We start from the raw sequence: 13,556 nt of genomic DNA, 5'->3' as shown, positions 1-13,556 counted from the left end.
GGCCGCATATGTTATTTGCGGCACGAACGACTTTTGAACGTTCTTCTCATGACAAAATTTATACTTTTCCTGATCATTGTCTCGACCCTGCAATCCTATTCAAAGGGTTTCGGGCAGACCGCGATCAATCTTAACCTGAAGAATGTAAGCTTGAAGACTGCATTCCGGGAGATCGAAAAAAAATCTGACTATCACTTTCTTTATAACGATGAAACGATCAGGCACATTGATAAGCTTAAATCTATTGAGGTAAGTAACGCATCCATCCATGCGGTGATGGACCTGCTAACCAGTAACACTGCCATTAAGTACCAGCTCGGTGAAGACAATACCGTCATTATTTACTTGAACGGAGCACAATTTAATGCTTTTGTGGTGAAAGGTAAAGTGACGGATGATAACGGCCAGCCTTTACCCGGCGTTTCTGTCCGGTTGAAAGGAACATCCACCGGTACCCAAACAGATCTGAACGGCAATTATTCATTGAACGTTCCGGACGGTAGCGTTTATCTCGTGTTCACTTACACCGGCTTCGAGGCCCAGGAAGTTAATGTTGACAGCCGGGCAGTTATCGACATAAAGCTGAAAGCAAAAGATAATTCGCTTAGCGAAGTGGTAGTAGTTGGCTACGGTGTTCAACGCAAATCCGACCTTACCGGCGCTGTAACCAGCATAAAGAGCGCCGACCTAACTAAAATCGGGGGCAGCAACGCGGCCGAGGCGCTGCAGGGGAAAACACCTGGCGTTCAGATACTGAGCCAGGGTGGTCCCGGCGCCGCACCTACAGTACTGATACGCGGGCTTGGCACAAACGGCGACCCTACCCCGCTATATGTTGTTGACGGAATGATGGTGACCAATATCAGCTTCCTTGCGCCGAATGATATCGCATCTATGGAAATTTTAAAGGATGCTTCTGCTACCGCCATATATGGCTCAAGGGGAGCAAACGGCGTTATCCTCGTAACAACAAAAAAAGGGAAACCAGGCAAACCGGTTATCAATTTTTTAACAAGTCAGGGATTCCAGTTTCTTACACGTAAGTTTCACGTTGCCAACGGCCAGGAATACGCCCAATTAGTAAACCTGTTTAAAACTAATGCAGGTGCAGCACCGGTTTACGACAATATCAGCCAGATAGGCGCCGGAACCGACTGGACCAAAGAAGTAACACAGAATGGAATTGTCAGCGATTACCAACTATCTGTTGGAGGAGGAAGCGAAAACGTTAATTATAACATTAGTGCCAGTTATCATAATGAAGATGGTGTATTGAAATACACCAACTATAACCGCTTAACTCTGCGCGCCGATAACGAATATAAGATCAGCAAAAGGTTAACCTTCGGGCATAACCTCTCATTGGCCAGCATCCATTATAATGGCGATGGCGGCTCCAATACGGGCAGGGGTATCAACTCTATAACCCGCATATCACCCTTGATCCCCATTTACAAAAGCGATGGTTCTTTTTCATCAGGCCAGGATGTGGACATTGTTAACCCCTTTGCGGAGCTTTATCTTCATAAAGATGCCCAAACCCATCCGCTGCAATTTGTTGGTAACGGATACCTGAACTATGAATTATTTAAAGGCCTTTCTTTTAGAAGCAGCTATGGAATTGATTATACTTTGAATAATATCAACAGGTACACGCCGCCATACAACCTGGGTGCAAATCAAAGCAGTTTAACCAGTATTGAAAATGGATATACTACGGTTTCAACCTGGCTATGGGAAAATACGCTGACTTATGACAAACAGCTTGGCGCATCTCATCATCTGAACCTCCTGGCCGGTTATACCGCGCAGAATACTGATTATAGAGGAGTGGACGTAACAGGAAGCGGCCCGTTAACTACAACCGATCCCAATTATCGCTATATCCAGGTTTACCCGATATCAAACATCAATTCACTTGGTGCATTACCTTCCAGCGAATCTATTCTTTCTTATCTTTTCAGGGCTAATTACAGCTACAAGGACAGGTACCTGTTAACCGCTTCGTTCCGTGGCGATGGTTCCTCAAAATTTGCTGAAGGACATCGCTGGGGATATTTCCCATCAGTAGCCCTCGGATGGCGGGCCTCCGAAGAAAAATTCCTGAAGAACGTTTCGTGGATAAACAACCTGAAAGTACGCGGGAGCTGGGGCCGGATAGGCAGCAACAAAATCGCCAACTACCAAACCTTTAACCTGCTTAACCAGGAAACAACCTACGACGGCGTATTTAACGGCGTTTTCTATCCGATGGCAACAATCGTAGCTGCTTCAAATCCTAATATTACCTGGGAGGTTTCACAGCAAACTGATGCCGGCATCGAATTCGGCACATTAAAAAACAGGCTGCGGTTTGAAGGCGACTATTACCGAAGAGACACCAAAAACCTGTTGCTGATATTGCCTGTTCCGGGGGGCTCAACGGGTACCGCCCCTGCGTATTCAAACGCGGGAACTGTGCGGAACAGCGGTGTGGAACTGGCAGTAAGCTGGAATGACCGTATCGGGGGGCTTGGATATGGTGTAAAAGTGACCGGTACCGCCAATAAGAACAGAATCCTGGACTTTAAAGGCCTCACTTCGTATACATCAGATTTCCAGGTGCCATCTACCCACGTGTCAAAAGCAGGTGCCCCTATTGGTGACTTTTATGGTTATCAATCTCTCGGCATTGTGCAAAGCCAGGCACAGATTGACCAGCTAAACGCAACAGCAGCATCAAAATCAGGCAATCCAACAAAACAGTACTGGTCGGGATTAAAACCTGGCGACCTGCTGTTCAAAGACATAAACGGCGACGGTTTCGTGGATGCAAATGATAAAACAGATATCGGTTCGCCTTATGCAAAATTTGTCGGAGGTTTGACGCTTTCGGCAGATTACAAAGGTTTTGACCTAACCATTGATATGATGGGCAGTTTCGGAGGTAAGATCTACAATGACACCAGGAACCAGTTTGTAAGCTCCGGGTTATCCAACCTGAATGTTGAGTGGCTGGATTCCTGGACCCCTACTCATACCAATACCACCATTCCGCGTTACGCTGTTAACACGTCAACAACGCAATCATCCGATTTCAACATTTTTGACGGTACTTATATCAAAGCGCGGTTTATCGAGCTGGGATATACTTTCAACAAGCAGCTATTGAAAAGAGTTGGAATTTCGGGGCTTCGTGTTTATGTCAACACCACCAATCCTTTTTACATAACCAAATACAAAGGCTTCTCTCCTGAAGTATCAAATGCTTACGGGGTTTCAACTATAGGCGATGATTTCCGGACATATCCGGTTTCAGGCACTGCCAGATTGGGTATAAACTTAACTTTTTAAATAAGAAATAACAGTTATGAAAAATATTATAAAATTCATTGTTGTTTTAGAGCTTTTTGTGACATCTTCCTGCAAAAAGAGTTTTCTTGATAAAGAGCCGCTTGGGGTGCTTTCGAGCGCAACGTTTTCGGCCGATACAACAACACTTGGCTTGGCGGTAAACCGCCTTTATGGTTCCATTGCCTGGAGGGAATTCCGGATAGGGCAACACCAGTATTCAACAAAAGAAATGTGCGGCGATGACTTTATTGTGGGCGGGAATGCTGACTTTAAAGTATTCCAGGATTACAGCTACCTCACGGATAATTACATGATAGAGCGCTACTGGGGACGGGCCTTTGAAAATATCCATTACTGCAACGTAGTAATTGACCGTACATCGACTTTAAAAGCCCCCTATTCGGCACAATTATTTGAAGCCCAAGCCAAATATTTCAGGGCTTATTACAACTTTGACCTGACTAATGTGTTCGGCGATGCCCCGCTGAGAGCTCATGACCCGGTGTCAACTGCTGAATATAATATCCCAAAAAGTTCGCACGCGGATATCATTAAGCTGGTGATATCAGACCTGAAGTATGCTATCGATCATTTACCAACGAGAAGCCAATGGGGAACGGCCAACCTTGGCCGTGTTACCAAAGGCACAGCACAGGGACTTCTATCGAAGGTTTATCTTTATGAGCAGGATTATGCTAACGCGAAATTATATGCCGAAGCAGTTATCAATGGCGGCGAATACAGTCTTTACAGTAATTACCGCAACCTGTTTAGCCCGGATCAATTGTATTCTTCTGAAAATATGATGCCCGGTGGATTTATTTACAACACATCCCTGCCCGCCGGACGCCAGTACGGACCTTACCTTCAATACCAGGGGCTTCCTTCGCTGGGTTCAAATGGTGATATCTTCCCCTCACCTAACCTGGTTAGCAGTTATGAAAAAGGTGATCCGAGAATGAGCGCGACTATTTTTACGAAAACTGACATCATTCCCGGCTTTAACAACAACCAGCCGGTGACATTCCCGGCATCAACCAATTATGCCAATAAAAAAGTGATCTGGCCATATTCATACTGGAACGGCGGTAACTTTAACTTTCAGAGTGTGAACCCAATGTATCTGAGGTATGCCGACATCATTTTGATAGCCGCTGAAGCCAATAATGAGTTGGGGAATATATCCGATGCGTTGAAATACCTGGAAATGATCCGTTTCAGAGCCCGTGGTAATAAAACATTCGCTGCATCAGTCGCAGCAGGCGAAAATGATGGAGCGGGTATCCTTCCACAAATCATAACCACAGACAAAACAACATTGCGTTTAGCTATCTGGCATGAACGCCGGATAGAGCTGGCCCTTGAATTCAATCGCTGGTACGACCTGGTAAGATATAACAAAGTGGCCGGCCCCAATGGCAGTTCAGGCACCGGCTATACAGAAAACCTGCTGAAGACTGTTTATGGGAGAACTAATTTTAATTATGCCAAATTCAGCCATTTTCCGATTCCGCAAACTTTTGTTACTTCGTCAAATGGCGTACTCAAACAAAACGGTGCCTGGTAATTGCTCCTTACTTTTTCCGTTGTTCAATCTCGCATGAACTGCGGACCGTAAATAAGTAACAAAATAAGACAGCATATATCGGAACTAATAAAACAGTTCGACTAAAGGCAAGCTTAGCGTTTAGTATTGCCCCAATAAATTTAGTCAGTTTTTGAATTAAAATAATTAGGTGTTCAATAAATCCCCCATTTTGATTTATTGAACACCTTTTACAAAGAAAAATGGCTCAATTATTCGTGTTTTTCACTCAACTTTTTCTACTCATATTTCTCCAAAATCAGCTCTACCATCATCAGGAAGCAATAAATGTGTTCAATTAATTTCCCAGTCCCGGTACATATCGGATTATAGACAAATCCGAACAAAGTCTGTTCGATATCGAGCAGATTTTGTCATTTCTATTATTTTAGTATATCTCAGATCCAGGCACTGATGAAACGCCAGTAATTATTTTCATCAAAGCGGTCTCTTACATGATTTCTGTAAATGAAGAACCCCCATTGTCATTAAAAATTTATTACTTCAATCAGGTACCCGTTAGCAACTATCCCGTTAGTTTTCTTTCCTTTGTTCAGTTCTACACTTATCGAAAGAATTACGATCCAACGATAATGATTAGTCGAACAGTAAAACCAGGCATGAATTATTAACCTCAGGCTACTATGTCGATACCGATATCCATGTCGGCTTACACAGTTTTTTTGAAATAAATAAACGTTGCTATGTTTAGGCTATCTTTCATGCGTGTAAAAAGTAATTTCCTCCAAGGTCATAAAATCCCCACCATAATTAGATAGAAGCTTAAACCTGTAATACCTGAATTTTGGAGTTGAGGCTGGAACAGAAAAGTTTTCACCCGCCAAGGCAAAAGTGACATCCGTGTCAGAGTTCTGACCTACGGGGAGGCCGGATGGTTTTACCGAAGTATAGGATCCTATTTTAGTCCAGCTTGCCCAGCTTCCATCCATGTTGGGGTTATTACTGCCGTATAATTCGAAGGTTTTTACGCTTTGCAATTGATAAAGCCTATCGTTAGCCTGCCAAACTTTAAACCGGCTTAAGGAGGTAGAAGTACCGGCATCAAAAGTGAACCAGCATGGAATCGTAGATTCTGTTGCGAAGCCCGGCGGGTTATAACTTTCATCCCATAAATACTCTTCCAGCCAACCATAGCCGCCTTCAAGCACATCTGTAGGTAAGATCTTTACCGCGAATTTAGATTTATCAAACTGCCTTTCAAACTTGGGCAAGGTGACCGATGATGGATCTGGCGAAAATGTTTCGAACGCCGTGGTATCAGGCTTGAATAAGGATTTAAATGTAAGTACGCTGCTTTCTTTATAATCAGGCAGTTCGGTATTGGTTTGATTTGCCGGAACGATGAACTTTTTGGCAGAACCATTAACCGCCGTATAATTTATCTCTACGCCAAGCTCTCCATTTGCCGGTTCGCCCCAGCCCAGTTCTATTTTGTTTCCATCGGGTGATTGTTCTACGGTTTTCAGCTTCCGGTTAATCAAGGAGTTTAAATAACTCGGCCCATAAACTACACCCGAAACGTTTACCCCTACAGATTTTCGACCTTGCGCGTCGTAGGTATAAACATCAAAACTGTAGTTACCCTCGGTCAGTTTATCGATGATCACATTTACTGTGTCCTTGCCAGGAGCGTGGGTAATAGCAACCTCTGTTGAATCATGATGGTTATTATAGAACACCCTCATTTTGGTTACCAGCGGGTCATTACCAAGCGTTGCCGATAACTGCACCCTATTGTAACCAGAATGCACCAGTACAGTATCCAGCCTGCCGGGATATGTGATCTCACCGCCCGCCATGTATTTTTTATAAGCGTCGCCGCTTTTAGTGCATGAGCTTAATATTGCGATAAAGGCAACGAGACACAGCACCGCAAAATATTTTATTACTTTCATAAACTTTTATTGATCAGTTGGTTTTATTTAGTATCTCCCCACATCATTATTTCATTAAAATTCACATACGATCCGTTCGACCAGTTTTTCAGCGTCCGGAACCTGATGTATCTCACCTTTGGGGCATCCAGTGGAAATGTGATGGTTTCGCCGGCACGTGCGGCATCAATATCGTCCTGCGATAGCTGGCCCTCAGGCAGTCCTGATGGTTTTATTTGAGTATGTGATGCTAAAAGGGTCCAGCCGTCATAGCTGCCATCGGGATTAATGGTGTTAGTGCCCCAAATCTCTACTACACGCGGATTGTGTAACGAGTAGAAGAACCCCTCCCTCATGAAATAACTTAAGCGGCTTAGTTTTGCCGTAACACCCATATCGTAAGTAAACTGTTGCGGCATTTTAGAGGCATCGCCCGTGTGGTAGTAGCCACCGGCGTTGGTTACGTCGCCATCAAATAGTTCATCAATGCCGCCGCCGTATTGTGGGCCAAGTGGCGCGTCGGTTGGCAGGGCTATGCCTTTGATCTTCGTCCGGTCTAAAAGTTCTTCAAACAGGGGAGTAACAGTTACCAGTAGGGTATCAGATAAATTACCCCACCTGTCGCGGGTGTAAATACCAAACTTGGTTGGCTTGGCGGGCAAGTTGCGGGTTGAGAAATTACCTTTTTGCAGGTTGGTATAGTTGGTAAGGATAGGCGCGAACTCGCCTAACGAATCGGTAGCTAACACCACGATAGCCAAGCTGGCTTTAGTGCTATTGGTAAACTTAACGTTAATACCACCGAAATCTGGCGTTACAGTTAACGAATCGCGGGTAAGTTTTAATGGCGGGGTGAGCGGATGTACTGTTACCTCTACCGGAGCCGATACGTTTTCACCTTTGTCTACAGCGTATAATTTTACCTGATAATCCATGCTATTACCAAAGCCATCCACAGTCAGATCGCTATTATAGCGGCTAACTTTTGTTTCCCTGGCCTCACCTTTTTTGATAGCGTATACCGCTTTAATATAAAGCAGGTCGCCATCGGTGGGTATGGTGTAGCTTATTTTGGCGGCACCGTTCAGGTTAGTCACCGTAACCTTGCTTACCGGGCCGGGCGGGGTATGGTCATTAACAATAGGCGCGAGCTCATCCTGCTTACAGGAATTGGCCAATAATACAATCAGGACGATGCAGCACCTGAACAATATCTTTTTCATTATCTTATATTTTAAAATGATCTCCATTTTTAATGTCGTTTAAGCCAATCACCATCCGGGGTTTTGTACCAGATTGGGGTTAACCTGCAAATCGGTTTCTTTTATCGGCCAGAAGTAATCCCTCGGGGCAACAAACTTCGGCGTGAACAGTAATACCCGACGGTTATAATCCTCGTAGGTGGATTGTATAATATCCCAGCCGTATATTGGCGCGCTTAATACCTGTGGCGCGGTTTTCCAGCGGCGGAGGTCCCAGAAGCGACTGCCTTCAAAAGCCATTTCTATCCCACGCTCCTGGCGAATGATATCCCGTAAGCCGGCAACCGTAGTGTATTTGGTAGGATTGGTTGAATAAGTAGCCCATGAGCTTTCAACCGATTTCAAACCCGCCCTTGCCCTGATCTGGTTAAGATAAGGCAATGCGGCAGCGGGGTTACCTGTTTCATTTAATGCTTCCGCGTATAACAAATACAGATCGCCAAGGCGCATAACCGGCCATGGATATGATTCGATAGTGACATTTGTTTTTGAATAAACCAGGTTCCAGTTAACTACTTTTTTGGTGTAATACCCGGTTACCGAATACAGGCGACTTTGCTTTTTGCCGGTGTACTGTTCAGACTTACTTTGGATATTATAGTTGCCATTATGCATAAACCAGGTTGAACCATCAAAAGCCAGATCGGCATAAAAACGGGGCTCGCGTTCAAAGTGAAGACCTACAGTTTGATAGCCTTCCTGCATCCAGGTGTCCAAATTGGTAACGGTTCGCAGTTTGAACCTATCGGCATAGTTCCAGGTCTTGTCTTCCTCTATCGGCACACCATTTTTGGTATAGAATAGCTCTGCCATTTTTAGCGGCGGGGCCAATTTGCCTTTCAAACTGAGGTTAATGTTATCCGGATCAATTTGCGGGCAGGCATATTGTTGCAACCAGAAGGTTGAAGCTGCCGCCTCGGAGGTAAGGCCCCAGATCAGTTCGTTGTTCCACTTTTCACAAATGGCATTGCGAATGTTCATTTCAATTTTAGTAGCATCATCAACCGCTACATCTGTACTTGAAAAATAGTACAACTTACGGCCCGCGGCCGCAGCAGCATCAATGGCTATTTTGCAGGCGTCGGCAGCACGTGTCCATTTTTTAGCGTCGTATTGCGGATTAAACAGCAATTTGCCATCAACTCCCTTAAACCCGGCAAAATCGTTATTACCATTAAAAAGCGGACTGGCAGCTGTTACCAGCACCCTGGCCTTAATAGCTAAAGCTGCAACTTTGGTAATACGGCCCAATTCGGTAGTAGTACTGGTAATGGTGCTTGGTAAGCCGGTATTGGCATCACCCGCGGCGGCCTCGTCTATCAGTTTAGCAATGTAGTTCACCACCGAGTCGGCCGGCTGCCTGAACACTTTAAGCACCCCGGGGTTGGCTGTTATCGGCGGATTTTTATCAAGGATAGGTATTGGCCCGTACATCCTGAAGAGGTACCAATGCAGGTAAGCTTTGATAAACTTAGCTTCGGCAATCCATCTTAGTTTTACATAAGGCTGCAGATCCGCCACTCTGTCGATGTTCTCCAAAAATATATTACATGTTCTGATGCCTTGCCATAGGTTACGGTTATCAAACTGGTCCCAATAGTTCATGTATGGGTCTGCCCTGTTTTGTTCGCCTCGGGCAATGTTGTAAGGGTCAAGGAAAAAGTAATCCTCTGTCATGGGCCAATAGGTCCAGGCCTCGTCACCGCCGCTAAAGCCGGGATTTTTATCTGGGTTGCCCTCCTGCGGAAGATATGAATAGCAGGTGAACAGGTATTTTTCGGCCTCGGTACGGTTAGCGAATACGTTATCGAGCGTGGCCACATTATCGGGTACTACATCAAGGTAGCTTTTCTTGCAGGAGGCTATCCCGGTAAGCAATACAACTAATAGTAAAAGCTTTACCATCCTCCCCGGGACATACCCGAAATACTGGTTATATAAAAATAAAATTTTCATGCGATTTGAATTGGTTTAAAATGTAATGTTCGCGCCGATGTTAAACACCTTTTGTACCGGGTAACCAAGGCCATTGCTGCCCTGCTCGGGATCCCACAGCTTAAAGCTGCTAAGCAGGAATAGGTTGGTACCATTGAGATAAAGGCGGATAGAAGAGATATGGTACCGCTTAAGTGTTTTCTCTCTGATGTTATAAGCCAGTTCAGCGCTCTTCATCCGCAGGAATGATCCGTTACGCATCCACCAGTTTGATGATTGATTGTTATTACTATTTTGTGTTAAACTTAATCTTGGCCAAAAAGCGTAAAGGTTCCGATTATCTTCCGACCAGTGATCTTTTGCTATCACATCCAACAAACCATGCTGATCGGGCCCGTTGGCCACAAATGGCGAGATCTGGCTTGGATTGATAAAAAACGATGACCGTGCCGAACCTTGGAAAAACGAACTAAGTTCCCAATTACCATATCCGTAGGTAAAGCCAAAACCATAAATAATTTCGGGAGTGGTTGGGTATCCTAACCCGTTCACCATATCCAGGTTGGTAATCTGCCCGTCGCCGTTCAGGTCTCGGTATTTGATATCTCCCCCCCTTACTTCGCCAAAGTTTTGTTTGGGCGAATTTTTCACATCTTCATCATCCACAAACAAACGCTCTGCTATCAACCCGTAGGCCTGTGTAAGCGACTGGCCAACCCGTGAAAGATATAGCATGTTAGATGGGTACTGCGGCTCTTCGTTAACCAGCAATTTGCTGGTGGCATAGGTGAAAGTACCCCGCATTTGCAACCACGATTTCCCAAAGTTTTTATTGTAATCCATAGCAACATCCAAGCCTTTTGCCTCAGCAACACCAACGTTGGCACTAACCGGGGCGGTAAGGCCGAGCGTGGTTGGGATATATGCCCTATCCATCAAAATATTGCTCCGGCGTTCTTTGTAGGCGTCTACAATAAGGTTCATGGAATCAAATAAACCTAAGTCCATACCTAAGTTTAATTTTTTCGACCTCTCCCAGGTGATACCTTCGTTGGCATATCTTGAAATAGATACACCATTTTTTGTATATCCGCCGTTTTCGCCAAAAGTGGCCCCATAGGCCGGATCATTCAACGTTACGTTTGATAAGTAAAAGAACCTGTCGCCGGCGTTGCCTATCTGATCATTACCAACAAGGCCGTAGGTTGCGCGGAACTTGAGTTTATTAATAACATGCTCGAGCGGCTTAAAGAACTTCTCGTTGTTTACATTCCATGCCACGCCCACAGACGGGAAAAAACCATATCTGTTATTTTGAGCAAAACGTTCTGAGCCATTATAACCAAAGTTGGTTTCAAAAAGATAGCGACCATCAAACCCATAAGTAAATCTTCCGGATAAACCTTGGTTACGGAAAGGCAAAGATGATGTAAGGGTGCCGGCGTTACCGTTAAGGTAGTTGCGCCTGATGCCGATAAGCAAACCGCTTACATTGTGCAGCTTGTTAAAAGTGCTGTTATAGTTCAAGGCAAGCTCGCCATATGTGGTGGTGTTTACCAGTTTATCACCTTGTGTGTAGTTAAGGTACTCAGTAGCGGTGCCTTCATTCAGGAGAGAAATGGTATAACCTTTAGGATCGTTTACCGAGGGGCTTGCAGCATAATAAAATGGGATGTACTGCCTGCTTAAGTTGAAGTATGAATAGCGCTTGGTATAAACCATTCCCCTTGCCGAAAGACCTTCGGTAATAAACTTCAGGTCTTGCTTTAACTCCAGCTGAACGTTAAGCGTTGATGTGCTGTATTGCTGAAACCCCGATACCATGGATGCATAAGGGTTGGTATACACCTCGCCATTAGTGCCCCGAGCGGCATTGCCAAAAAGCGGGTGTTTTACATAAGGCAGATCTGATGCCGGGAAAATAGCCGGAAACAATACGGGATTGGCATTAAGCGTGCTGTTAAAAACCCTTGTACCACCACTAACGGTGTTGCCATTAGCACCTGTACCACCTATTGGCCCAGAATAATCATCAAAATCGCCGGAGGTACGCAGGATGCCTTCGGTAGTGGGGGTAAGCTTAACGTTGATGTTGGACCGGATCTCGTAACTTTTTAGTTTAACATTATTGCTAAAGTTATTGAGGCTTTGGTTTTTTAAAACACCGTTATCCTGGTTAGCGGTAGCAGCTATATAGTATTGCGCCTTAGTGCCGCCGCCGGTGAGGTTTAAGTTAAATCTTTGGTTATTGGTGTATTTTTTTATCAGCGAACCAATCCAATCATTATTAGGATATAAAAGCGGATTATCACCTGCAACCGTATGATCTATCTTGTTTTGCGAATATGGTAAAGGTGCTAATGGATTCCTGGTAAGGGCGGCTTCGTTGGCCAGGTTCATGTAAGTGATATTATCGGCGAGCCTGAAGTTTTCGGTATTGGTTGATGTTGAATTTTCAAGGCGCACATTAAACCGTGTATCGCCGCTTTTACCCGTTTTAGTGGTGATCAAAATTACGCCATTAGCACCGCGTGCACCATATAATGATGATGCAGCCGCGTCTTTCAAAACCGAAAATGCCGAGATATCGTCCGGCTGGAGACGGGCAAGCTCGTTCGCTGCCGATTCCATACCATCTATTAATATCAACGGATCGATTTTACCGGAACCAAAAGAGGTAATTCCCCTGATAAAGAACGAGGCATTATCATAGCCTGGCTCCCCGCTACGCTGGTAGGATATTAAACCTGAAATGCGCCCGGCAAGCATGGTGGTAAGGTTACTGGTAGGGCCTTTGATCTCTTTAGGGCTAATGGTAGTGATGGAGCTTACCATGCTCTCCTTTTTTTGCGTGCCGTAGGCTACTACCGCTACTTCGTTCAGGTCGTTTTTATCATCAAGTAATACGACGTTGATGGTGCGGCGGTCGCCAGGCACAATTTGCTGTTTAACGAATCCAAGGAAGGAGAACACCAGTGTATCCCTGCCCTTTGGTAAACTGATCACATAGTCGCCTGCGTTATCACTTACAACCCCTCGCGGGCTGTGCTTAATGGTTACACTAACTCCCGGCATGGTTACACCTTTGGTATCCGTTATTTTTCCCTTAACCGTAAACGAAGTTTGGCCGTGTACCACCAATCCGATCGGGAACATTAAAAGAACACAAGAACCCAGGAATTTTAAATTTTGATAGGTAAAGATTCTTTGAACCATAGAATGATTTGGTTTAGTATTAATTTTTTATTATATTGTATATACATAATTACATATTTAAATTTAAATTAACAAATTATGCAGTTTAATAATTTATTCAACAACAGGCTTGTTTTAAGTACGTTATAATAAAATAGCCTTATTAGGCTTTACTTCTTAATTTAAGAAGTTTTTATAAATAAAATTAAAATCAATAAAATTGTACAAACATTTAAATTATGTATGGCCATTTTATTAAACAGGATAGATTTTGAAATTTTGCAAGAGGCTATTATAAAGCGGATGAAGTTTTTTATGTAAAGGCGTGCAACGGCATCTTCAGCAGGACAA

The 13,556-nt window shown here is 44.3% G+C and carries 6 protein-coding genes; 2 read left to right on the top strand and 4 right to left on the bottom strand.

Features of this window, described 5'->3' with window-relative positions; all coding sequences use genetic code 11:
* The first annotated feature begins 48 nt into the window (after positions 1 to 48).
* Together J3L18_RS02655 and J3L18_RS02650 are read left to right on the top strand one after the other, a co-directional pair.
* The gene (locus J3L18_RS02655) at positions 49 to 3,333 is read left to right on the top strand and encodes a SusC/RagA family TonB-linked outer membrane protein (protein WP_189549351.1); all 3,285 of its coding nucleotides are present in this window, start codon (positions 49 to 51) and stop codon (positions 3,331 to 3,333) included.
* A 16-nt stretch (positions 3,334 to 3,349) separates the two neighbouring features.
* Positions 3,350 to 4,900 (top strand): RagB/SusD family nutrient uptake outer membrane protein, encoded by a 1,551-nt coding sequence (locus J3L18_RS02650; RefSeq protein WP_129570633.1) that lies wholly within the window; start codon positions 3,350 to 3,352, stop codon positions 4,898 to 4,900.
* Between the two features lie 731 nt (positions 4,901 to 5,631).
* On the opposite strand, the gene J3L18_RS02645 is transcribed toward J3L18_RS02650, so the two are convergent.
* The 4 genes from J3L18_RS02645 to J3L18_RS02630 are packed head-to-tail and all read right to left on the bottom strand — an operon-like array spanning position 5,632 to position 13,226.
* Entirely contained in the window at positions 5,632 to 6,834 is a 1,203-nt protein-coding gene (locus J3L18_RS02645) for a DUF4998 domain-containing protein (RefSeq protein WP_091169975.1), read from the bottom strand.
* A gap of 23 nt (positions 6,835 to 6,857) precedes the next feature.
* On the bottom strand, positions 6,858 to 8,036 hold the full coding sequence (locus J3L18_RS02640; RefSeq protein WP_189549353.1) for a DUF5000 domain-containing lipoprotein: 1,179 nt from the start codon (positions 8,034 to 8,036) through the stop codon (positions 6,858 to 6,860).
* Positions 8,037 to 8,084: 48 nt separating this feature from the next.
* Positions 8,085 to 10,031: a RagB/SusD family nutrient uptake outer membrane protein gene (locus J3L18_RS02635; RefSeq protein WP_223266229.1), complete on the bottom strand. Its 1,947-nt coding sequence runs from the start codon at positions 10,029 to 10,031 to the stop codon at positions 8,085 to 8,087.
* A 15-nt stretch (positions 10,032 to 10,046) separates the two neighbouring features.
* Positions 10,047 to 13,226, bottom strand: coding sequence for a SusC/RagA family TonB-linked outer membrane protein (locus J3L18_RS02630; RefSeq protein ID WP_129570635.1), 3,180 nt, complete (start codon positions 13,224 to 13,226; stop codon positions 10,047 to 10,049).
* Positions 13,227 to 13,556: the final 330 nt, after the last annotated feature.

The sequence above is a fragment of the Mucilaginibacter gossypii genome, assembly GCF_017569325.2.
GTDB lineage: Bacteria > Bacteroidota > Bacteroidia > Sphingobacteriales > Sphingobacteriaceae > Mucilaginibacter > Mucilaginibacter gossypii.
This window is presented reverse-complemented; position numbering and strand designations above follow the sequence as displayed.